The organism is Pseudomonas sp. Ag1 (assembly GCF_000278565.1).
Classification (GTDB): domain Bacteria; phylum Pseudomonadota; class Gammaproteobacteria; order Pseudomonadales; family Pseudomonadaceae; genus Aquipseudomonas.
This window is the reverse complement of sequence record NZ_AKVH01000082.1, coordinates 40,584-61,906: the sequence shown is the minus strand read 5'-3', so window position 1 is coordinate 61,906 and position 21,323 is coordinate 40,584. Positions and strand designations below refer to the sequence as shown.

Here is a 21,323-nt window from a genome sequence, read left to right as displayed (position 1 = left end):
GCATGAATAGCACGCTTATCCAGACAGACCGTTTCACCTTGAGTGAAACCGAGCGCTCGGCCATCGAGCACGAGCTGCATCACTACGAAGACCCGCGCGCGGCGTCGATCGAAGCCTTGAAGATCGTCCAGAAGGAACGTGGCTGGGTGCCGGACGGCGCCCTCTACGCCATCGGCGAGATCCTCGGCATCCCCGCCAGCGACGTTGAAGGCGTGGCGACGTTCTACAGCCAGATCTTCCGCCAGCCGGTCGGCCGCCACATCATTCGCGTGTGCGACAGCATGGTCTGCTACATCGGTGGCCACGAGTCCGTGGTCAGCGAGATCCAGAGCAAGCTGGGCATCGGCCTGGGCCAAACCACTCCGGACGGGCGCTTCACGCTGCTGCCGGTGTGCTGCCTGGGCAACTGTGACAAGGCGCCGGCGTTGATGATCGACGACGACACATTCGGCGACGTGCAGCCTGCTGGCGTCACCCAATTGCTCGAGGGCTACCCATGACCCTGACTTCCTTCGGTCCTGCCAACCGCATCAAGCGGTCGGCTGAGACTCACCCGCTGACCTGGCGCCTGCGTGACGACGGCGAGCCTGTTTGGCTTGACGAGTACCAGGCCAAGAACGGTTACGCGGCCGCGCGCAAAGCCTTTGCCGACATGGCCCAGGACGACATCGTCCAGACCGTGAAGGACGCAGGCCTTAAGGGCCGCGGCGGTGCAGGCTTCCCCACGGGTGTCAAGTGGGGCCTGATGCCCAAAGACGAATCCATCAACATCCGCTACCTGCTGTGCAACGCGGATGAAATGGAGCCGAACACCTGGAAAGACCGCATGCTGATGGAGCAACTGCCCCATCTGCTGATCGAAGGCATGCTGATCAGTGCCCGCGCGCTGAAAACCTACCGTGGCTACATCTTCCTGCGTGGCGAATACACCACCGCCGCCAAGCACCTGAACCGTGCCGTGGAAGAAGCCAAGGCCGCTGGCCTGCTGGGCAAGAACATCCTTGGTTCGGGTTTCGACTTCGAACTGTTCGTGCACACCGGCGCCGGGCGTTATATCTGCGGTGAAGAAACCGCACTGATCAACTCCCTCGAAGGCCGCCGCGCCAACCCGCGTTCCAAGCCGCCCTTCCCTGCCGCCGTGGGCGTGTGGGGCAAGCCGACCTGCGTGAACAACGTTGAAACCCTGTGCAACGTGCCGGCAATCATCGGCGACGGCGTGGAGTGGTACAAATCGTTGGCCCGCGAAGGCAGCGAAGACATGGGCACCAAGCTCATGGGCTTCTCCGGCAAGGTCAAGAACCCGGGCCTGTGGGAACTGCCTTTCGGCGTGACCGCACGCGAGCTGTTCGAGGACTACGCCGGCGGCATGCGCGATGGCTACACCCTCAAGGCCTGGCAGCCAGGCGGCGCCGGTACCGGCTTCCTGTTGCCAGAACACCTGGACGCTCAAATGTACGCCGGCGGCATCGGCAAGGTGGGCACCCGTATGGGTACCGGCCTAGCCATGGCCGTGGACAACACCGTGAACATGGTGTCGTTGCTGCGCAACATGGAGCAATTCTTCTCCCGCGAATCCTGTGGCTTCTGCACCCCGTGCCGCGACGGTTTGCCATGGAGCGTCAAGCTGCTGATGGCCCTGGAAAACGGCGAAGGCCGCGAGGGCGACATCGAGACCCTGCTGGGTCTGGTCGGCTTCCTCGGCCCAGGCAAGACCTTCTGTGCTCACGCACCGGGCGCCGTGGAGCCATTGGGCAGCGCGATCAAATACTTCCGCTCGGAGTTCGAAGCCGGCATCGCGCCTACCAGCGCCGCCGTCCCGCCTCTGGCAAGGCCGATCGTAGTCGGCGCGTAACGCTTAAAAAGGCGAAGGGTCCGTGCCCTTCGCTTTCTCATGTGCTGACGCCTTCAAGGCTGTGTTGATGCACATGAATAACAAGATTCCATTAGCCACGCCCGCTGACACCGGGCCAACGAAGAACTTTGAACCATGGCCACTATCCACGTAGACGGCAAAGAGCTCGAAGTCGATGGGGCAGACAACCTGTTACAGGCGTGTCTGTCGCTAGGCCTCGACATTCCATATTTCTGCTGGCACCCCGCCCTTGGCAGCGTTGGCGCTTGCCGCCAGTGCGCGGTCAAGCAGTACACCGACGAGAACGACACCCGTGGTCGTATCGTCATGTCCTGCATGACCCCTGCCACCGACGGCAGCTGGATCTCCATCGAAGACGAAGAAGCGAAAGTGTTTCGCGCCAGCGTCGTCGAATGGCTGATGACCAACCACCCGCACGACTGCCCTGTGTGTGAGGAAGGCGGCCACTGCCACCTGCAAGACATGACCGTGATGACCGGCCACAACGAGCGCCGGTATCGCTTCACCAAGCGTACCCACCAGAACCAGCAACTGGGCCCGTTCATTTCCCACGAGATGAACCGCTGCATCGCTTGCTACCGCTGCGTGCGCTTCTATAAGGACTACGCCGGCGGTACCGACCTCGGTGTGTTTGGCGCCCACGACAACGTGTACTTCGGTCGCGTTGAAGACGGCACCCTGGAAAGCGAGTTCTCCGGCAACCTCACCGAGGTCTGCCCGACCGGTGTGTTCACCGACAAGACTCACTCCGAGCGCTACAACCGCAAGTGGGACATGCAGTTCTCGCCGAGCATCTGCCATGGCTGCTCCAGCGGTTGCAACATCTCCCCGGGCGAACGCTACGGCGAACTGCGTCGGATCGAAAACCGCTTCAACGGTTCGGTCAACCAGTACTTCCTGTGCGACCGTGGCCGTTTCGGCTACGGCTACGTCAACCGCGAAGACCGCCCGCGTCAGCCACTGCTGGCCGACGGCGCCAAGCTGAGCCTCGACGAAGCACTGGATAAAGCCGCTGACCTGCTGCGCGGTCGCAACATCGTCGGTATCGGTTCGCCCCGCGCCAGCCTCGAAAGCAACTACGCGTTGCGCGAACTGGTGGGTGCCGAGCACTTCTACTCGGGTATCGAAGCCGGTGAACTGGAGCGCATCCGCCTCGTGCTGCAAGTCTTGAACGACAGCCCTCTGCCGGTTCCGAACATGCGCGACATCGAAGACCATGACGCGATCTTCGTCCTCGGTGAAGACCTGACCCAGACCGCTGCCCGTGTCGCCCTGTCCCTGCGCCAGTCGGTAAAAGGCAAGGCCGAAGACATGGCCGACGCCATGCGCGTCCAGCCATGGCTCGACGCTGCGGTGAAAAACATCGGCCAGCACGCGCTGAACCCGCTGTTTATCGCCAGTCTGACCGCCACCAAGCTCGACGACATCGCAGAAGAATGCGTACACGCCGCGCCTGACGACCTGGCCCGCATCGGTTTCGCCGTGGCCCACGCCCTCGACGCCAGCGCGCCTGCCGTAGAAGGCCTGGACGCTGAAGCCGCTGAACTGGCCAAGCGTATCGCCGACGCCCTGCTGGCCGCCAAGCGTCCATTGATCATTGCCGGTACCTCGTTGGGTTCCAAGGCGCTGATCGAAGCCGCTGCCAACATTGCCAAAGCCTTGAAGCTGCGCGAGAAGAACGGTTCCATCAGCCTGATCGTGCCGGAAGCCAACAGCCTTGGCCTGGCCATGCTCGGTGGCGAGTCCCTCGACGCCGCTCTGCAAGCCGTGACCGACGGCAGTGCCGACGCGATCGTGGTGCTGGAAAACGACCTGTACACCCGCACTGATTCGGCCAAGGTCGACGCAGCGCTGAACGCGGCCAAAGTGGTGATCGTTGCCGACCACCAGAAAACCGCCACCAGCGACCGTGCCCACCTGGTACTGCCCGCCGCCAGCTTTGCTGAAGGCGACGGTACCCTGGTCAGCCAGGAAGGCCGCGCCCAGCGCTTCTTCCAGGTGTTCGATCCGAAGTACATGGACGCCAGCATCCTGGTTCACGAAGGCTGGCGCTGGCTGCATGCCCTGCGCGCCACCCTGCTGAACCAGCCGATCGACTGGACCCAGCTCGACCACGTGACTGCCGCCACAGCCGCAGCCGCACCGCAACTGGCACGCATCGTCGACGCTGCACCGTCTGCCTCGTTCCGCATCAAGGGCATGAAACTCGCCCGTGAACCGCTGCGTTACTCCGGCCGTACCGCCATGCGGGCTGACATCAGCGTGCATGAGCCACGTACACCGCAAGACAACGACACCGCGTTTGCCTTCTCCATGGAAGGTTACTCGGGTTCGGTCGAGCCACGTCAGCAGGTGCCTTTCGCCTGGTCGCCGGGCTGGAACTCGCCGCAGGCCTGGAACAAGTTCCAGGACGAAGTCGGTGGCCACATCCGTGCCGGCGACCCGGGCACCCGCCTGATCGAAAGCACCGGTGACTCGCTGAACTGGTTCGCCAGCGTTCCGCGTCCGTTCAACCCGGCCCAGGGTACCTGGCAGGTTGTGCCGTTCTTCCACCTGTTCGGCAGCGAAGAGACTTCTTCCAAAGCCGCGCCGGTACAAGAGCGCATTCCAGCCGCCTACGTGTCCGTAGCCAAGTCCGAAGCCGACCGCCTGGGCGTCAACGACGGTGCCCTGCTCAGCGTGAACGTCGCCGGCAAGACCCTGCGTCTGCCGCTGCGCATCGACGAAGAGTTGGGTGCTGGCCTGGTTGCATTGCCAAAAGGCCTCGCGGGGATTCCTCCGGCGATCTTCGGCCTTACCGTTGACGGTCTGCAGGAGGCAGCTCAATGACCTGGTTCACCCCTGAAGTGATCGACGTGATCATCGCGGTGGTCAAGGCCATCGTGATCCTGTTGGCCGTGGTCGTGGCGGGCGCCCTGCTCAGCTTCGTCGAACGTCGCCTGCTGGGCTGGTGGCAGGACCGTTACGGTCCGAACCGCGTTGGCCCGTTTGGTATGTTCCAGATCGCCGCCGACATGCTGAAAATGTTCTTCAAGGAAGACTGGACCCCGCCGTTTGCCGACAAGGTGATCTTCACCCTGGCACCGGTCGTGGCCATGAGCGCCTTGCTGATTGCCTTCGCAATCATCCCGATCACCCCGACCTGGGGCGTGGCGGACCTGAACATCGGCTTGCTGTTCTTCTTCGCCATGGCCGGCTTGTCGGTCTACGCGGTGCTGTTCGCCGGTTGGTCGAGCAACAACAAGTTCGCCCTGCTGGGCAGCTTGCGGGCCTCGGCCCAGACCGTGTCCTACGAAGTGTTCATGGGCCTCGCGCTGATGGGCATCGTGGTGCAGGTGGGCTCGTTCAACATGCGCGACATCGTCGAGTACCAGGCGCAGAACCTGTGGTTCATCATTCCGCAGTTCTTCGGCTTCTGTACGTTCTTCATCGCTGGCGTCGCCGTGACTCACCGTCACCCGTTCGACCAGCCGGAAGCGGAACAGGAACTGGCCGACGGTTACCACATTGAATACGCCGGCATGAAATGGGGCATGTTCTTCGTTGGTGAATACATCGGCATCATCTTGATCTCGGCCCTGCTGGTCACGCTGTTCTTCGGCGGCTGGCACGGTCCGTTCGGCATCCTGCCGCAGCTGGCGTTCTTCTGGTTCTTCCTGAAGACCGCGTTCTTCATCATGCTGTTCATCCTGCTGCGCGCTTCCATCCCGCGTCCACGGTATGACCAGGTGATGGATTTCAGCTGGCGATTCTGCCTGCCGCTGACCCTGATCAATTTGCTGGTGACTGCTGCCGTTGTGTTGTTGAACACGCCAGCGGGCGCGGTTCAGTGAGGATTTGACCCATGTTCAAATATATTGGCGACATCGTTAAGGGTACCGGTACCCAGTTGCGAAGCCTGGTGATGGTGTTCGGTCACGGCTTTCGCAAACGCGACACCCTGCAATACCCGGAAGAAGCGGTGTACCTGCCGCCGCGTTATCGCGGCCGCATTGTCCTGACCCGCGACCCCGACGGCGAAGAGCGCTGTGTGGCCTGCAACCTGTGCGCCGTGGCGTGCCCGGTGGGTTGCATCTCGCTGCAGAAAGCTGAAACCGAAGACGGTCGCTGGTACCCGGACTTCTTCCGCATCAACTTCTCGCGCTGCATTTTCTGCGGCCTCTGCGAGGAAGCTTGCCCGACCACCGCGATCCAGCTGACACCGGATTTCGAGATGGCCGAGTTCAAACGTCAGGACCTGGTGTACGAGAAAGAAGATCTGCTGATCTCTGGTCCCGGTAAAAACCCTGATTACAACTTCTATCGTGTTGCAGGTATGGCCGTTGCCGGTAAGCCGAAAGGCGCCGCACAAAACGAAGCCGAGCCGATCAACGTGAAGAGCTTGCTGCCTTAAGGAAGAAAGATGGAATTCGCTTTCTATTTCGCATCGGGTATTGCAGTGGTGTCCACGCTTCGCGTGATAACCAACACTAACCCTGTGCACGCCCTGCTCTACCTGATCATTTCGCTGATCGCCGTGGCCATGACCTTCTTCAGCCTCGGCGCACCGTTCGCCGGTGTGCTGGAAGTGATCGCCTACGCCGGCGCCATCATGGTGCTGTTCGTGTTTGTGGTGATGATGCTCAACCTGGGGCCGGCGTCTGTCGCCCAGGAACGCGTCTGGCTCAAGCCCGGCATCTGGCTCGGCCCGGTGATCCTCGCAGCCCTGCTGCTGGGTGAACTGCTGTATGTGCTGTTCGCTCACCAGAGCGGCCAGGCCATCGGCCACACCACCGTAGACGCGAAAGCCGTGGGCATCAGCCTGTTCGGCCCGTACCTGCTGGTGGTCGAACTGGCTTCGATGCTGCTGCTCGCTGCAGCCATCACCGCCTTCCACTTGGGCCGCAACGAAGCCAAGGAGCAATGACGATGCCTGCTATCCCTTTGGAGCATGGTCTGGCGGTCGCCGGCATCCTGTTCTGCCTTGGCCTGGTCGGCCTGATGGTTCGCCGCAACATTCTGTTCGTGTTGATGAGCCTGGAAATCATGATGAACGCCGCGGCACTCGCGTTCATCGTGGCCGGTAGCCGTTGGGGCCAGCCGGATGGACAAGTGATGTTCATCCTGGTGATCAGCCTGGCAGCCGCCGAGGCCAGTATTGGCCTGGCGATCCTGCTGCAACTGTATCGTCGCTTCCACACGCTTGATATCGACGCTGCCAGTGAGATGCGCGGATGAACATGATCTTTCTGACTTTCGTATTTCCCCTGATCGGTTTCCTGCTGCTGTCGTTCTCCCGTGGACGCTGGTCGGAAAACCTCTCGGCCCTGGTCGGCGTAGGTTCCATTGGCCTGTCGGCAATTGTCGCCGCCTACGTCATCTGGCAATTCAACGTCGCACCGCCTGAAGGCGGTCACTACACCCTGGTGTTGTGGCAGTGGATGTCGGTGGAGGGCTTCAAGCCCAACTTCGCCCTCTACGTCGACGGCCTGTCGATCACCATGCTCGGCGTGGTGGTGGGTGTGGGCTTCCTGATCCACCTGTTCGCGTCCTGGTACATGCGCGGTGAAGCCGGTTACTCGCGCTTCTTCGCCTACACCAACCTGTTTATCGCCAGCATGCTGTTCCTGGTGCTGGGCGATAACCTGTTGTTCCTGTACTTCGGCTGGGAAGGTGTGGGCCTGTGCTCGTACCTGTTGATCGGTTTCTACTACAGCAACCGCAACAACGGTAACGCCGCACTCAAAGCCTTTATCGTGACCCGGATCGGTGACGTGTTCATGGCCATCGGCCTGTTCATCCTGTTCCAACAGGTGGGCACGCTGAACATCCAGGAACTGCTGGTGCTGGCACCGCAGAAATTCCAGGTCGGCGACTTCTGGATCACCCTGGCGACCCTGATGCTGCTGGGTGGCGCTGTCGGTAAATCCGCACAACTGCCGCTGCAAACCTGGCTGGCGGATGCGATGGCCGGCCCTACCCCGGTTTCGGCACTGATCCACGCCGCAACCATGGTAACCGCCGGTGTCTACCTGATTGCCCGTACCCACGGCCTGTTCACCCTGGCGCCGGAGATTCTGCACCTGGTGGGCCTGGTGGGTGGCGTGACCCTGGTACTGGCAGGTTTTGCTGCCCTGGTTCAAACCGACATCAAGCGTATCCTCGCCTACTCGACCATGAGCCAGATCGGCTACATGTTCCTGGCCCTGGGCGTTGGCGCCTGGGACGGCGCGATCTTCCACCTGATGACCCACGCCTTCTTCAAGGCCCTGCTGTTCCTTGCTTCCGGTGCGGTGATCGTTGCCTGCCACCACGAGCAGAACATCTTCAAGATGGGCGGCCTGTGGAAGAAACTGCCGTTGGCCTACGCCAGCTTCATCGTCGGCGGCGCGGCCTTGTCGGCCCTGCCACTGGTGACCGCAGGTTTCTACTCGAAAGACGAAATCCTCTGGGAAGCCTTTGCCAGCGGTAACCACGGCCTGCTGTACGCCGGCCTGGTAGGTGCGTTCATGACCTCGCTGTACACCTTCCGCCTGATCTTCATCACGTTCCACGGTGAAGCCAAGACTGAAGCCCACGCAGGCCATGGCATTTCCCACTGGCTGCCACTGTCGGTGCTGATCATCCTGTCGACCTTCGTCGGCGCCATGATCACCCCGCCACTGGCCGGTGTTTTGCCGGAAAGCGCCGGCCATGCCGGTGGTGCAGCCAAGCACAGCCTGGAAATCGCCTCGGGCGCCATCGCCATCGCGGGTATCCTGCTGGCGGCCCTGCTGTTCCTCGGCAAGCGCCGCTTCGTCACCGCCATCGCCAACAGTGGCATTGGCCGCTTCCTTTCGGCCTGGTGGTTCGCTGCCTGGGGCTTCGACTGGATCTACGACAAACTGTTCGTCAAACCGTACCTTGCGATCAGCCACGTACTGCGCAAAGACCCGCTCGACCAAACCATCGGTTTGATCCCGCGTGCCGCCAAGGCCGGTCACACCGCCCTGAGCCGCAGCGAGACCGGCCAATTGCGCTGGTATGCAGCTTCCATGGCGGCCGGTGCCGTCCTGGTAATCGGCGCCATCATCGTGGTCGCGGTCTGACTATGCACATTGCGAACTTTGCGAACTTGCGAAAGGAAACGAGCCCGTCATGATTCTGCCCTGGCTAATCCTGATCCCCTTTATCGGCGGCCTGCTCTGCTGGATGGGTGAACGCTTCGGCGCCACCCTCCCCCGCTGGATTGCGTTGCTGACCATGTCCCTGGAACTCGCGCTCGGCCTCTGGCTGTGGGCCCACGGTGACTATTCATTTGCTCCGGCACCGGGTGTCGATCCCACCTTCGCGCTTGAATTCAAGCACGTGTGGATCCAGCGCTTCGGCATCAACGTGCACCTGGCCCTCGACGGCCTGTCGCTGTTGATGATCCTGCTGACCGGCCTGCTGGGTATCCTCTCGGTACTCTGCTCCTGGAAAGAGATCCAGCGTCACGTGGGCTTCTTCCACCTGAACCTGATGTGGATCCTGGGCGGCGTTGTCGGCGTGTTCCTCGCACTCGACCTGTTCATGTTCTTCTTCTTCTGGGAAATGATGCTGGTGCCGATGTACTTCCTCATCGCGCTCTGGGGTCACAGTTCTTCGGACGGCAAGAAAACCCGGATCTACGCGGCGACCAAGTTCTTCATCTTCACCCAGGCTTCCGGCCTGATCATGTTGGTGGCGATCCTGGGCCTGGTACTGGTCAACTTCAACAGCACGGGCGTGATCACGTTCAACTACGCCGACCTGTTGAAAACCAAGATGTCCCTGACCACCGAGTACATCCTGATGCTGGGCTTCTTCATCGCGTTCGCGGTGAAGCTGCCGGTGGTGCCGTTCCACTCCTGGTTGCCTGACGCTCACGCCCAGGCGCCGACTGCGGGTTCCGTCGACCTGGCCGGTATCCTGTTGAAGACGGCGGCCTACGGCCTGCTGCGTTTCGCCCTGCCGCTGTTCCCGAATGCCTCGGCCGAGTTCGCGCCGATCGCCATGACCCTCGGTCTGATCGGGATCTTCTACGGTGCGTTCCTGGCCTTCGCCCAAACCGACATCAAGCGTCTGATTGCCTTCTCGTCCGTTTCCCACATGGGCTTCGTACTGATCGGCATCTACTCCGGCAGCCAACTGGCGCTGCAAGGCGCCGTGATCCAGATGCTGGCGCACGGTGTGTCGGCTGCGGCACTGTTTATCCTCAGCGGCCAACTGTACGAGCGCCTGCACACTCGTGACATGCGCGAGATGGGTGGCGTGTGGTCACGTATCGCCTACCTGCCGGCCATCAGCCTGTTCTTCGCCGCCGCATCCCTGGGCTTGCCGGGTACTGGTAACTTCATCGGCGAGTTCCTGATCCTGATGGGTGCCTTCGTGCATACGCCGTGGGTCAGTGCGATCGCTACGTCTGGCCTGGTGTTCGGTTCGGTCTACTCGCTGATCATGATCCACCGCGCATACTTCGGTCCGGCCAAGTCCGACACCGTGTTGCACGGCATGGACGGTCGCGAACTGATCATGGTGCTCGGCCTTGCGGTACTGCTGGTGTTTATCGGCGTGTACCCGCAACCGTTCCTGGATACTTCTGCCGCAACGATGCATGGCGTGCAGCAGTGGTTCGGCACCGCCTTCTCTCAACTCGCTTCGGCCCGGTAAGAGCGCTATGGAATTCACGATCCAACACTTTATCGCGCTTGCGCCGCTGCTGATCACCAGCCTCACCATCGTGGTGGTGATGCTGGCGATCGCCTGGCGCCGCAATCACTCGCAAACGTTCCTGCTGTCCTGTGCGGGCTTGAACCTGGCCCTGCTGTCGATTATCCCGGCACTCAAGGTCGCGCCACTGGCCGTGACCCCGCTGATGATGGTCGATGACTTCGCGCTGCTGTATATCGCGCTGATCCTGGTTGCCACCCTGGCCTGCGTCACGCTTGCCCACGCCTACCTCGGCGAAGGCGGCACCGGCTACCCGGGCAACCGCGAAGAGCTGTACCTGCTGATCCTGCTGGCTGCGGCCGGTGGTATCGTGCTGGTCAGCGCGCAGCACCTGGCCGGCTTGTTCATCGGCCTGGAACTGCTGTCGATCCCGGTCTACGGCCTGGTGGCGTATGCCTTCTTCAACAAGCGCTCCCTGGAAGCCGGCATCAAGTACATGGTGCTGTCGGCAGCCGGTTCGGCGTTCCTGTTGTTCGGTATGGCCCTGCTCTACGCAGAAGCCGGCAGCCTGAGCTTCAGCGGTATCGGTCACGCCCTGGCAGCCTCCGGCAGCCCTGCGCCAATTGCCCAACTGGGCCTGGCCATGATGCTGATCGGCCTGGCGTTCAAGCTGTCGCTGGTGCCGTTCCACCTGTGGACCCCGGACGTGTACGAAGGCGCCCCGGCGCCGGTGGCTGCTTTCCTGGCTACCGCGTCGAAAGTCGCCGTCTTTGCCGTGATGGTGCGTCTGTTCCAGATCTCTCCTGCGGCCAACACCGGTGTACTCAGCAACGTGCTGACCATCATCGCCATCGCTTCGATCCTGTTCGGCAACCTGCTGGCGCTGACCCAGAACAACCTCAAGCGTCTGCTGGGTTATTCGTCCATCGCGCACTTCGGTTACCTGCTGATCGCCCTGGTGGCGAGCAAGGGCCTGGCGATGGAAGCCATCGGCGTGTACCTGGTCACCTACGTGATCACAAGCCTGGGTGCATTCGGTGTGATCACGCTGATGTCCTCGCCTTACAAAGGCCGCGACGCCGACGCCCTGTACGAATACCGCGGCCTGTTCTGGCGCCGTCCGTACCTGACCGCCGTACTGACCGTGATGATGCTGTCCCTGGCGGGTATCCCGCTGACTGCGGGCTTCATCGGCAAGTTCTACATCGTGGCCACCGGTGTTGAAGCGCACGAATGGTGGTTGGTTGCTTCCCTGGTACTGGGCAGCGCCATCGGCGTTTTCTACTACCTGCGCGTGATGGTGACCTTGTACCTGATCGAGCCAAACCTGCGCCGTGTGGACGCCGAGTTGCACTGGGAACAGAAAGCAGGCGGCGTGATGCTGCTGGCAATCGCCCTGCTGGCGTTCTTCCTGGGTGTGTACCCACAACCGTTGCTCACCCTGGTGCAGCATGCGGTGATGGCGGGTTGATCGCTTAGTTAAACGCAGCAAGCAAAACGGCGCCTTCGGGCGCCGTTTTGCGTTTCTGGCGTATTAATTTGTTGTCTGACACACAAAGGGAATTTTCCTCGTCGAGATGCCTCCCCTTCCGGCATCACCCTGCCTGGGTCGCTCGTATCGTGGTTGCGTTTTAGGAAACATCCCACAGCAGGGTCACTTGACCCACCGCAGATGGGCCACCAAACTATACGCAGGCTACGTACAGAACATGGATGCTCTATTTATCGAATTGCCGGCCTTTGAGCGGCACCGCAGGGATTATCTGAGTGATGAGTTATTTCACGGCTTTCAACAAGAGTTGATGAGAAACCCCCAAGCGGGCAACGTGATAGAGGGAACCGGCGGGTTACGCAAGGTGCGCTTTGTCGACGAGCGACGCAACAAGGGCAAACGGGGTGGCCTGCGAGTCATCTATTACTGGTGGTCGGGCGGTACGCAGTTCTGGCTGTTCACCCTTTATGGCAAACACGAACAGGACGACCTGAGCGCTCAACACAAAACGGCGCTCAAACACCTGCTGGACAGGGAAATCAAAGCGAGAAAATCTTATGAAACGTGACATCTTTTCCGAACTGGTCGAAGGCTTCGACGCGCTGGCAGATGAACGAGAAGGCAAGGTAACGCTGCGCAGCCACAAGGTGCAGTTGAGCAAGCTGGCACCGCTCACTGCCGACGAAGTAGTCGCTGTGCGTCAACAACTCAATCTGTCGCGCTCGGTGTTTGCGATGTACCTGCGCACCAACACCCGGACCCTGGAAAATTGGGAGCAAGGCCGGGCCACACCCAATGCTCAGGCGGCAACCTTGATTCGGCTGGTGTCGAAGTTTCCGGAGACGGTGGAACGTTTGGCGCTGTTGACCTGATCGATCAATCCAGCCAAGCCCGTCGGCAACGGGACGTTGCCGATGGCTCAAGCCTGCAATCAAATCCTGAACTGCCCCACCAACTGACCCAACCGCTGCCCCAGGTCCGCCAGGCTGCGAGAGGTCTCGGCACCCTGTTGGGTTTCATCGGCCACGCTGTCAACCGCCACCGCGATCTGATGCACGCTGCGGTTGATCTCTTCGGCCACGGCGGTTTGTTCTTCCGCCGCGCTGGCGATCTGCGCGTTCATCGAGTTGATGGTGCCGATCAGTTGCGCCATGGTGTCCAGGGACGCTCCGGCTTCGTTGGCCTGGGCGGACGTGCCGTCGCCGGCATCGCTGGAGCGGCGCATGGATTCCACGGCGGCCTCGGTGCCTTTTTGCAAGCGGTCGATCATGCCCTGGATTTCCTGGGTGCTTTGCTGGGTGCGGCTGGCCAGCGCCCGTACTTCGTCGGCGACCACGGCAAACCCACGGCCTGCCTCCCCTGCCCGCGCGGCTTCAATGGCGGCGTTGAGGGCGAGCAAGTTGGTCTGCTCGGCAATCGAGCGGATCACGCCAAGCACGCTGACAATCGACGACACATCCTGCTGCAAGCTGTCCAGGGACACGCCGCTGCTGCGGATGTCGTTCACCAGCGCGTGAATCTGCGCGATGCTGCCATCCACGACTTTTTTCGCGGCCTGGCCTTCGGCGTCGGTTTGCTGCGCAGCGACGGCTGCGCCTTGGGCACTGCGCGCCACTTCATGGGCCGCGGAGGACATTTCGTTGATCGCGGTAGCCACCTGGTCGGTCTCGTGACGCTGGCGCTCCATGGCCTTTTCCGAGCGGTTGGCTTGCTCGGCGACCTGGCTCACCAGGCCGGTAAGCTGGGAGGTCATCTCGGTGATCTGGCGTACCAGGCTGTGGATCTTGTCGACAAAGCGGTTGAAAGAGCCTGCCAGTTCGCCAAGCTCGTCCTGGCTGGTGATGGCCAGGCGGCGGGTCAGGTCACCCTCACCGGCGGCGATGTCGTCGAGGTTGATCTTCATCAGGTGCAACGGCCGCAGGATGGTATTGGCCACCAGCATGCCCACGGCGGCAATCACCAACAGCACCACCACGGCAATGCCGATGATGCTCAGCAGCACACCTTCCATGCGTTTCTCCACCTTGGCCTGAACCTCGGCAACCTGGGCGTCGATGCCGTCCAGGTTCACCGAGGTACCGATCACCATGTCCCACTTGGGCAAGTATTCGGTGTAGCCAAGCTTGGGCACCAGCTCGGTCTGGCCGGGCTGCGTCGAGCTGTATTGCAAGTAGTGGGTGCCGTCCTTGCCGACTTTCACCAGGTCGCGGTTGACGTAGACGCCGTTCGGGTCGCGGTTGTCCTTGAAGCTTTTGCCGACGCCGTCCGGGCTGTTGCCCTTGAACAGGCGAATGGTCTCGGAGTCGTAGCCGAAGAAATAACCATCCTTGCCATAACTGATGTTGGACAGCAGCTTGACCACTTGCGCCCGTGCGGCCGTATCGCCTTGGGCGGCAGCGTCGTACAGCGGCTTGATGGTGGTCATCGCCACCTCGACGTAGCCGCGCAAGGTGGTCTTGGCGTCGTTGAGCAGGTTCTGACGGGTTTCTTCGACCTCGTTGCGGGCCTGCTCCCGAAGGATCCACACCGTGGTCAGGCTGATGATCACGGCAAACAACAACACGGGCAGGACAGCAAGGGACAGTACTTTGGCCTTTAGACTCAGACGCATGGCTCTTCTCTCTTGAGGGACAACTCAAGAGGTTAACGGCTAGTTACAATAAATCTGTAGGACAATCCCGTCAGAGCGTCATCGCGGCAAACCAGCCAAACGCCAGCAGCGGAATGTTGTAGTGCAGGAAGGTTGGTACCACGGTGTCCCAGATATGGTGGTGCTGGCCATCGATGTTCAAACCGGAAGTCGGGCCCAGGGTGGAGTCCGACGCAGGCGAGCCGGCATCACCCAATGCCCCGGCCGTGCCGACGATGCACACGATCGCCAGCGGGCTGAAGCCCAGCTGCACGCACAGCGGCACAAAGATCGCCGCCAGGATCGGCACCGTGGAAAACGACGAGCCGATGCCCATGGTCACCAGCAAGCCCACCAGCAGCATCAGCAGCGCGCCCACACCGCGGCTATGGCCGATAAACGCCGCGGAGGCTTGCACGAGTGTCTGCACTTCACCGGTGGCCTTGAGCACTTCGGCAAAGCCTGACGAGGCGATCATGATGAAGCCGATCATCGCCATCATCTTCATGCCTTCGGTGAACAGGTCATCGGTGTCGCGCCAGCGCACGATGCCCGACACCGAAAAGATCAGGAACCCGGCCAGGGCGCCAATGATCATCGAGTCCAGCCACAGCTGGATAATGAACGCCGCCGCAATGGCCAGGCCGGCCACCAGCAGGGTCAGCGGGTTGTAGTGCACCGCCACCTGCTCGACTCGCTCGATCTTCTCCAGGTCGTACACACGCTTCTTGCGGTAGCTGACAAACACCGCCACCAGCAAACCGACCACCATGCCCAGCGCCGGTAGGCCCATGGCATGGGTGACATTGACCTGGCTGATGTCGACACCGCTCTTGGCCACGTTGGCCAGCAGGATCTGATTCAGGAAGATGTTGCCGAAGCCCACCGGCAGAAACATGTAGGGCGTGATCAGGCCGAAGGTCATGACGCAGGCGATGAGACGGCGGTCCAGCTGCAGTTTGGTCAGCACATATAAAAGCGGCGGTACCAGCAGCGGGATAAACGCGATGTGGATCGGCAGGATGTTCTGCGAGGCGATGGCCACCACCCAGAGCAGACCGATCAGCAGCCATTTGACGTGACTGCCGCCCGTGGCTTCCTGCCGATCCACCAGCAGCAGGGCTTTATCGGCCAGCGCATGAGCCAGGCCGGATTTGGCAATCGCCACGGCGAACGCGCCGAGCAGCGCGTAGGACAACGCCACCGTCGCACCGCCACCCAGGCCGCTGTTGAACGCCTTGAGCGTCGCGTCGATACCCAGGCCGCCGGTCAGGCCACCCACCAGGGCGCCGACAATGATCGCGATCACCACATGCACGCGGGACAAGCTGAGCACCAGCATGGTGCCGACCGCGGCGATTACTGCATTAATCATCGTTACCTCAAGACAGAAAACATGAAAAAAGCACGCACCTGCCCGGGCTGCTGTCGGGAACGGCTGCCGCAAACCAGGTTTTAAGGGAGTTTTATTAGAGGGCGCGCACTTTGCAGCACCCGGCCTGCCTTGTCAAAAAAGTGGGGAGAAGGTTTGTCAGTGGTTAGGGGATTTGTCTGTGGCGAGGGGGCTTGTCCTGTGGCGAGGGGGCTTGTCCTGTGGCGAGGGGGCTTGTCCTGTGGCGAGGGGGCTTGTCCCCCGTTGGAGTGCGCAGCGCTCCCGCTTTTTTTGGGGCCGCTACGCAGCCCAACGGGGGACAAGCCCCCTCGCCACACAAACAGGTTTAAATTGATCGTTTGAATAAAGAAAATTTCCGAGCCGCCGATACAGGCAGATCGTCTCTGTCGTATCGAAAGTTAAGGAAGGCTCCATGTCGCTCAGACAGCTGTCCATTCAATGGAAAATTACCCTGCTGGCCGGTCTTTGCCTGCTGGGCATCGTGACCTTGCTGGTAGGTCTCTCGCTGTACCGCATGGCGCAGAGCTCCGACCTGGTCAAGGCTTCCAGTATGGAAATGCTCGACGAAGCCGCCCAGGCGCGCATCGAAGCCCAGGGTGAGGTCCAGGCCTTGGGCATTCGCCAGCAGTTCATGGACGCCTATCAATACGGCCACGGTTTTTCCCGGCAGGTGTTGTTCCTGCGCGAGCAGGCCGAGAAACGCTTCCTGGATGCCTTCGACCTGCGCGAAGACCTGACCCGCCAGGTCAAGGCCGCGCTGCAGGCCAATCCGGAACTGCTGGGCCTGTCCCTGGTATTCGAGGCCAACGCACTGGATGGCAAGGACGAACTGTTCGCCAACCAGCAAGAGCTGGGCAGCAACGACAAGGGCCGCTTTGCGCTGTACTGGTCCCAGCCGACTGCGGGCAAGCTGACTTCAATGTCGCTGCCCGAAAGCGACATGTCCGACACCAGCGTCGGACCCAGCGGCGAAAAAGCCAACGCCTGGTTCACCTGCCCGCGCACCACACTCAAGCCCTGCGTGATCGAGCCGTACTTCTATGTGATCGATGGGCAAAAGGTGCTGATGACCAGCATCGTCTTCCCGCTGATGGTCAACGGCAAAGTCATCGCCTCGCTGTCGGTGGACATCAACCTCAACAGCCTGCAAGCCGTCAGCCAGGGCGCCAGCCAGAAACTCTACGACGGCCAGACCAGCGTCAGCATCATCAGCCCGGTGGGCCTGCTGGCCGGCTACAGTCCGGACGCCGGCAAACTCAGCCAGCGCCTGGATGCCGTCGACACCGCCAACGGCGCGCAATTGATCAGTTCGCTTTCCACCAGCACCCAGACCCGCAGCGTGCGCACCGACCACCAACTCAAGGTGCTCGCGCCGTTCCAGCCGATCCCCGATGGCAAGCCGTGGGGCGTGTTGCTGGATGTTCCGGAAAAAGTCCTGGTGGCTCCGGCTGAAGCCCTGAAGTCCAAACTGGACGCCGATAACGCCAAGGGCACTCTGCTGGAACTGAGCCTGGGCCTGCTGGCAGCAATCGTCGGCCTGTTGCTGGTGTGGCTGATGGCCCGCAGCGTGACCCGGCCGATCCTCGGCGTGGCACGCATGCTGGAAGACATTGCCAGTGGCGAAGGTGACCTGACCCGTCGCCTGGCCTACGACAAACACGACGAACTCGGCGAGTTGGCCGGCTGGTTCAACCGCTTCCTCGACAAGCTGCAGCCGATCATTGCCCAGGTCAAACGCTCAGTGCAGGACGCCCGTGGCACCGCCGACCAGTCGGCCGCCATCGCCACTGAAACCAGTGCCGGCATGGAGCAGCAATACCGTCAGGTCGACCAGGTGGCCACCGCCTCCCACGAGATGAGCGCCACCGCCCAGGACGTCGCCCGCAGTGCAGCGCAAGCCGCCCAGGCGGCCCGCGATGCCGATCAGGCGACGCGTGAAGGTTTGACCGTGATCGACCGCACCACCACCAGCATCGGCCACCTGGCGGCGGATATGAGCACCGCGATGACCCAGGTTGAAGGACTGGCGGCCAACAGCGAGAAGATCGGCTCGGTACTGGAAGTGATTCGTGCAATCGCCGAGCAGACCAATCTGCTGGCACTGAACGCCGCTATCGAGGCCGCCCGTGCGGGTGAAGCCGGTCGTGGTTTTGCGGTGGTCGCCGATGAAGTGCGCAACCTGGCGCGACGTACCCAGGAGTCGGTGGAGGAAACCCGCCTGGTGATCGAGCAACTGCAAAGCGGTACCCAGGAAGTGGTCGGTTCCATGAGCAACAGCCATCGCCAGGCCCAGGGCAGCGTCGAACAAGTGGGCCAGGCCGTGACCGCCTTGCGCCAGATCGGCGATGCGGTAACGGTAATCAGCGACATGAACCTGCAGATCGCCAGCGCCGCCGAAGAGCAAAGTGCGGTGGCCGAGGAGATCAACAACAACGTGGCGACGATTCGGGATGTGACGGAGTCGTTGTCCGAACAGGCGAATGAATCGGCGCGGGTCAGCCAGGCGTTGAACAGCCTGGCGAATCAGCAGCAGGGCCTGATGGATCAGTTCAGGGTTTGATGAGCTGCTGGATACTCCGGCAATCAGCCCGAGTATCCCGTAGCAGCTGTCGAGCCTCGGCGAGGCTCGACAGCTGCTACGGTTTGTTTTCAATGGCGGCGTGGCAGGTCGATGATGACCTTTAACCCGCCCAGCTCGCTCTCCTGCAACAGAAGCACCCCGCCCCACACCTCGACAATATCCCGCACGATCCCCAGCCCCAGACCATGCCCGTCAGTCTGCTCATCCAACCGCGTGCCTCGGCTGAACACCTGATCACGCTGGCTCTCGGGAATCCCCGGCCCGTCATCTTCGACAGCCAACCGAAAGCCTTCCGGGGTTTCGCCGATGCTCAACACAATCTCCGCATCCGCCCATTTGCACGCGTTGTCCAGCAGGTTGCCCAACAGTTCCAGCAGGTCTTCGCGGTCCCACGGCAATTGCAAACCGGGCGGCACGCGGTAACTCAAATCCAGGTGTTCGCCGTGGATCATGTTCAGGGTCGCGAGCAACCCCGGTAATTCGCCGTCGCAATCGAACAAGGCACCCGGCAGTGTCTCTCCGGCCAGGCGGGCACGATTGAGTTCACGATTAAGCCGTTGCTGCACCTGCTCCAACTGTTCCCGCAGCAGCTTGCTCAGTTGCGGATGGTCCTTGAGCTGTTCACTGGATGCCACGCTCAACAACACCGCCAACGGGGTTTTCAAGGCATGGCCGAGATTGCCCAGGGCATTGCGCGAGCGCTTGAGGCTGTCTTCGGTGTGGGCCAGCAGATGGTTGATCTGCGCCACCAGCGGCTCCAACTCCACCGGCACTTGGGTATCCAGTTGCGAGCGCTGGCCCTGCTGCAGTTGGGCGATCTGGTTGCGTGCGGTCTCCAGCGGGCGCAAGGCGCGGCGCACGGTGACCCGTTGCAGAATCAGGATCAGCAACAGCGCCGCCAGCCCCAGCACCAGGCCGATCTGGCGCATCAGCCGAAAGCTTTCTCTGACGGGTGTGTAGTCCTGGGCCACGCTGATGGAAATCGACTGGCCAAACCGTTTGTAGTCCGAACGCAGTACCAGCAACTGCTGGCCTTCCGGCCCCAACTGCAGGTTGCCCTTGAGCCCGGCGTGGGGCAACTGCGGCAGTTCCTGGTCCCACAGCGAGCGGGAACGCCAATGGGTGTCGGCAAAATCGATACGGAAATAGTGCCCGGAAAACGGACGCTGGTACGCAGGAGACAACCGCTGCTCATCCAGTTGCACACCCGCCGGCCCGCGCACCAGCGCCACCAGCAGGTTCTCGCTGTCGTTGCGCAAGCCGGACTCCAGGTAACGTTGCAGGCCCATTTCGAACAGCCACAGGCTGGTCTGCGCCAGCACCAGGCCGACGATCACCATCACACTGATCAGCCCCAGGCTCAGGCGCCGCTGGATCGACTTCATGCCGGGCTGGCACCAAACCGGTAACCCTGGCCGCGCCGGGTCTCGATCACGCTGCGGCCCAATTTGCGGCGCAGGTGGTTGACGTGGACCTCCAACACATTGGAGTCACGCTCGGTCTCGCCATCGTACAAATGTTCGGCCAGGTGACTTTTTGAAAGGATTTGCTCGGGGTGCAGCATGAAGTAACGCAGCAGCCGAAACTCGGCCGCGGTCAGCTGGATCTCCTCGCCATCACGCATCACACACTGGCGACCCTCATCCAGGTGCAAGCCGGCAGCCTGCAAGGTGGGCTGATTGGCGTGGCCATGGGAACGACGCAGCAAGGCCTGGATACGCAGGTGCAGCTCTTCGGGATGGAACGGTTTGCTGAGGTAGTCGTCGGCCCCGGCCTTGAGCCCTTCGATGCGCTCGGCCCAGGAGTCGCGGGCAGTGAGGATCAGCACCGGCGTGGCCAGGCCGGCGGCACGCCATTGCGTCAACACCTCAAGCCCGGGCAAACCCGGCAGGCCGAGGTCAAGGATGATCAGGTCGTAGGGTTCGCTGCGCCCCTGATACACCGCATCGCGCCCATCCGCCAGCCAGTCGACGGCATAGCCCTGGCGATTGAGCCCGGCCATCAACTCATCGGCCAGGGGTACGTGGTCTTCCACCAGCAGCAGGCGCATCAGTCGTCTTCCTTGTCTTTGAGCAGTTGACCGGTGTTGGCATCGAGTTCGATCTCGCGCACCACGCCTTCCACCGTCAATAGTTCGATTTCATAGATATAGCGCACAGGGCGATCCTTGTGCTCTTCAAGCTCGGCGTCCAGCAGCTTGGCGCCCGGGTAGCGCTCGAAAGCCGGGCCCAGCAGATGCTCAAGCGGCGCGATCACACCCTCCTGGCGCAGGCGAAGCGCCTCGTCCTGGCCCAGGTCACGAGCGGCCAGGCCTGAGCAAAATGCCAGGAGCACCAGCGCCACTTGAACGCTGGTGCGTAGATTTACCTTCATTACGTATCCTGATGATCCTTGAGGACGGCGCCGGTGACGGCGTCCAATTCCAGGTCCCACTCGACGCCCTGGGCGTCGCGCAGTTCAACCTGATAAAGGTACTTGCCGTATTCCTCTTCAAGCTCGGTTTCATGCACGGTGGCGCCGGGATGTTTGGCCAGTGCGATAGCATTGAGCTTCTCGAAAGACACAATGGTACCAGCGTCGCGCAACTTCAGTGCTTCGTCCGGCCCCAGGTCGCGAGCCTGGGCGACGCCTGCGGTGAGGGCGATGATACTGCTGGCGATCAAGGCTGTGAGGGTTTTCATGGTGAGTCTCCGTTTCGGGATATTT

The 21,323-nt window shown here is 61.6% G+C and carries 19 protein-coding genes and 2 pseudogenes; 14 read left to right on the top strand and 7 right to left on the bottom strand.

All coding sequences use genetic code 11. From position 1 onward, the window contains the following. Window positions 1-2: 2 nt before the first annotated feature. The 12 genes from nuoE (at window position 3) to A462_RS24325 (ending at window position 12,886) form a co-directional block, all read left to right on the top strand. On the top strand, window positions 3-500 hold the full coding sequence (gene nuoE, locus A462_RS24270; RefSeq protein WP_003219568.1) for an NADH-quinone oxidoreductase subunit NuoE: 498 nt from the start codon (window positions 3-5) through the stop codon (window positions 498-500). Next, window positions 497-1,852, top strand: a complete 1,356-nt coding sequence (gene nuoF, locus A462_RS24275) for an NADH-quinone oxidoreductase subunit NuoF (protein WP_003219566.1) — start codon at window positions 497-499, stop codon at window positions 1,850-1,852. The genes nuoE and nuoF overlap by 4 nt, the downstream gene beginning before the upstream one ends. A gap of 135 nt (window positions 1,853-1,987) precedes the next feature. Beyond that, the gene (gene nuoG / locus A462_RS24280; protein ID WP_008432794.1) at window positions 1,988-4,702 is read left to right on the top strand and encodes an NADH-quinone oxidoreductase subunit NuoG; all 2,715 of its coding nucleotides are present in this window, start codon (window positions 1,988-1,990) and stop codon (window positions 4,700-4,702) included. Then, entirely contained in the window at window positions 4,699-5,706 is a 1,008-nt protein-coding gene (gene nuoH, locus A462_RS24285) for an NADH-quinone oxidoreductase subunit NuoH (protein WP_003219563.1), read from the top strand. The genes nuoG and nuoH overlap by 4 nt, the downstream gene beginning before the upstream one ends. Window positions 5,707-5,717: 11 nt before the next feature. After that, on the top strand, window positions 5,718-6,266 hold the full coding sequence (nuoI, locus tag A462_RS24290; RefSeq protein WP_003174725.1) for an NADH-quinone oxidoreductase subunit NuoI: 549 nt from the start codon (window positions 5,718-5,720) through the stop codon (window positions 6,264-6,266). A gap of 9 nt (window positions 6,267-6,275) precedes the next feature. Continuing rightward, complete coding sequence (gene nuoJ / locus A462_RS24295) at window positions 6,276-6,779, top strand: NADH-quinone oxidoreductase subunit J (protein ID WP_003219561.1); 504 nt, start codon at window positions 6,276-6,278, stop codon at window positions 6,777-6,779. Window positions 6,780-6,781: 2 nt separating this feature from the next. Then, window positions 6,782-7,090: an NADH-quinone oxidoreductase subunit NuoK gene (nuoK, locus tag A462_RS24300; RefSeq protein ID WP_003219560.1), complete on the top strand. Its 309-nt coding sequence runs from the start codon at window positions 6,782-6,784 to the stop codon at window positions 7,088-7,090. Further along, on the top strand, window positions 7,087-8,940 hold the full coding sequence (gene nuoL, locus A462_RS24305; protein ID WP_003219559.1) for an NADH-quinone oxidoreductase subunit L: 1,854 nt from the start codon (window positions 7,087-7,089) through the stop codon (window positions 8,938-8,940). The genes nuoK and nuoL overlap by 4 nt, the downstream gene beginning before the upstream one ends. Window positions 8,941-8,989: 49 nt before the next feature. Further along, a complete protein-coding gene (gene nuoM, locus A462_RS24310) occupies window positions 8,990-10,522 on the top strand; it encodes an NADH-quinone oxidoreductase subunit M (protein ID WP_003219558.1) in 1,533 nt (510 codons plus the stop codon). A gap of 7 nt (window positions 10,523-10,529) precedes the next feature. Then, a complete protein-coding gene (nuoN, locus tag A462_RS24315; protein WP_003219557.1) occupies window positions 10,530-11,993 on the top strand; it encodes an NADH-quinone oxidoreductase subunit NuoN in 1,464 nt (487 codons plus the stop codon). A 238-nt stretch (window positions 11,994-12,231) separates the two neighbouring features. After that, on the top strand, window positions 12,232-12,582 hold the full coding sequence (locus A462_RS24320) for a toxin (RefSeq protein ID WP_032899042.1): 351 nt from the start codon (window positions 12,232-12,234) through the stop codon (window positions 12,580-12,582). Then, a complete protein-coding gene (locus tag A462_RS24325; protein ID WP_003219555.1) occupies window positions 12,572-12,886 on the top strand; it encodes a helix-turn-helix domain-containing protein in 315 nt (104 codons plus the stop codon). Before A462_RS24320 ends, A462_RS24325 begins: the two co-directional genes overlap by 11 nt. Before the next feature lie 59 nt (window positions 12,887-12,945). Here the strand turns inward: A462_RS24325 and A462_RS35200 are convergent, their stop codons facing one another. From A462_RS35200 to A462_RS24335, 3 genes and pseudogenes are all read right to left on the bottom strand, one after another. Next, on the bottom strand, window positions 12,946-13,701 hold the full coding sequence (locus tag A462_RS35200; protein WP_371132964.1) for a methyl-accepting chemotaxis protein: 756 nt from the start codon (window positions 13,699-13,701) through the stop codon (window positions 12,946-12,948). Window positions 13,702-13,803: 102 nt separating this feature from the next. Beyond that, a pseudogene (locus A462_RS35195) lies at window positions 13,804-14,625 on the bottom strand (cache domain-containing protein); the annotation flags it as partial. 70 nt (window positions 14,626-14,695) lie between these two features. Further along, on the bottom strand, window positions 14,696-16,015 hold the full coding sequence (locus A462_RS24335) for a Na+/H+ antiporter family protein (protein ID WP_161635727.1): 1,320 nt from the start codon (window positions 16,013-16,015) through the stop codon (window positions 14,696-14,698). A 433-nt stretch (window positions 16,016-16,448) separates the two neighbouring features. Here A462_RS24335 and A462_RS35190 point away from each other — a divergent pair. Together A462_RS35190 and A462_RS35185 are read left to right on the top strand one after the other, a co-directional pair. Further along, window positions 16,449-17,738, top strand: a pseudogene (locus A462_RS35190) (HAMP domain-containing protein); the annotation flags it as partial. A 102-nt stretch (window positions 17,739-17,840) separates the two neighbouring features. After that, window positions 17,841-18,596 carry a methyl-accepting chemotaxis protein gene (locus A462_RS35185; RefSeq protein ID WP_371132963.1) on the top strand — a complete coding sequence of 252 codons (756 nt, stop codon included), beginning with the start codon at window positions 17,841-17,843 and terminating at the stop codon, window positions 18,594-18,596. 89 nt (window positions 18,597-18,685) lie between these two features. Here A462_RS35185 and A462_RS24345 read toward each other — a convergent pair whose 3' ends face one another. Genes A462_RS24345 through A462_RS24360 form a run of 4 tightly spaced genes read right to left on the bottom strand, consistent with a single transcriptional unit; the run spans window position 18,686 to window position 21,298 of the window. Further along, the gene (locus tag A462_RS24345; protein WP_008432791.1) at window positions 18,686-20,002 is read right to left on the bottom strand and encodes a sensor histidine kinase; all 1,317 of its coding nucleotides are present in this window, start codon (window positions 20,000-20,002) and stop codon (window positions 18,686-18,688) included. Continuing rightward, the gene (locus tag A462_RS24350; RefSeq protein ID WP_003219550.1) at window positions 19,999-20,667 is read right to left on the bottom strand and encodes a response regulator transcription factor; all 669 of its coding nucleotides are present in this window, start codon (window positions 20,665-20,667) and stop codon (window positions 19,999-20,001) included. The genes A462_RS24345 and A462_RS24350 overlap by 4 nt, the downstream gene beginning before the upstream one ends. Continuing rightward, entirely contained in the window at window positions 20,667-20,990 is a 324-nt protein-coding gene (locus tag A462_RS24355; RefSeq protein WP_008432790.1) for a PepSY domain-containing protein, read from the bottom strand. The genes A462_RS24350 and A462_RS24355 overlap by 1 nt, the downstream gene beginning before the upstream one ends. Further along, window positions 20,990-21,298 carry a PepSY domain-containing protein gene (locus tag A462_RS24360; protein ID WP_008432789.1) on the bottom strand — a complete coding sequence of 103 codons (309 nt, stop codon included), beginning with the start codon at window positions 21,296-21,298 and terminating at the stop codon, window positions 20,990-20,992. Before A462_RS24360 ends, A462_RS24355 begins: the two co-directional genes overlap by 1 nt. Window positions 21,299-21,323 lie beyond the last annotated feature (25 nt).

What these genes read in the sequence shown, in the direction of transcription:
- A462_RS24345 (WP_008432791.1), bottom strand. Translation starts at nt 20,002, where the DNA reads ATGAAGTCGATCCAGCGGCGCCTGAGCCTGGGGCTGATCAGTGTGATG.
- nuoH (WP_003219563.1), top strand. Translation starts at nt 4,699, where the DNA reads ATGACCTGGTTCACCCCTGAAGTGATCGACGTGATCATCGCGGTGGTC.
- nuoI (WP_003174725.1), top strand. Translation starts at nt 5,718, where the DNA reads ATGTTCAAATATATTGGCGACATCGTTAAGGGTACCGGTACCCAGTTG.
- nuoL (WP_003219559.1), top strand. Translation starts at nt 7,087, where the DNA reads ATGAACATGATCTTTCTGACTTTCGTATTTCCCCTGATCGGTTTCCTG.
- A462_RS24360 (WP_008432789.1), bottom strand. Translation starts at nt 21,298, where the DNA reads ATGAAAACCCTCACAGCCTTGATCGCCAGCAGTATCATCGCCCTCACC.
- nuoM (WP_003219558.1), top strand. Translation starts at nt 8,990, where the DNA reads ATGATTCTGCCCTGGCTAATCCTGATCCCCTTTATCGGCGGCCTGCTC.
- nuoN (WP_003219557.1), top strand. Translation starts at nt 10,530, where the DNA reads ATGGAATTCACGATCCAACACTTTATCGCGCTTGCGCCGCTGCTGATC.
- nuoJ (WP_003219561.1), top strand. Translation starts at nt 6,276, where the DNA reads ATGGAATTCGCTTTCTATTTCGCATCGGGTATTGCAGTGGTGTCCACG.
- nuoF (WP_003219566.1), top strand. Translation starts at nt 497, where the DNA reads ATGACCCTGACTTCCTTCGGTCCTGCCAACCGCATCAAGCGGTCGGCT.
- nuoG (WP_008432794.1), top strand. Translation starts at nt 1,988, where the DNA reads ATGGCCACTATCCACGTAGACGGCAAAGAGCTCGAAGTCGATGGGGCA.
- A462_RS35200 (WP_371132964.1), bottom strand. Translation starts at nt 13,701, where the DNA reads ATGGAGCGCCAGCGTCACGAGACCGACCAGGTGGCTACCGCGATCAAC.
- A462_RS24325 (WP_003219555.1), top strand. Translation starts at nt 12,572, where the DNA reads ATGAAACGTGACATCTTTTCCGAACTGGTCGAAGGCTTCGACGCGCTG.
- A462_RS24355 (WP_008432790.1), bottom strand. Translation starts at nt 20,990, where the DNA reads ATGAAGGTAAATCTACGCACCAGCGTTCAAGTGGCGCTGGTGCTCCTG.
- nuoE (WP_003219568.1), top strand. Translation starts at nt 3, where the DNA reads ATGAATAGCACGCTTATCCAGACAGACCGTTTCACCTTGAGTGAAACC.
- A462_RS24320 (WP_032899042.1), top strand. Translation starts at nt 12,232, where the DNA reads ATGGATGCTCTATTTATCGAATTGCCGGCCTTTGAGCGGCACCGCAGG.
- A462_RS35185 (WP_371132963.1), top strand. Translation starts at nt 17,841, where the DNA reads ATGGAGCAGCAATACCGTCAGGTCGACCAGGTGGCCACCGCCTCCCAC.
- nuoK (WP_003219560.1), top strand. Translation starts at nt 6,782, where the DNA reads ATGCCTGCTATCCCTTTGGAGCATGGTCTGGCGGTCGCCGGCATCCTG.
- A462_RS24350 (WP_003219550.1), bottom strand. Translation starts at nt 20,667, where the DNA reads ATGCGCCTGCTGCTGGTGGAAGACCACGTACCCCTGGCCGATGAGTTG.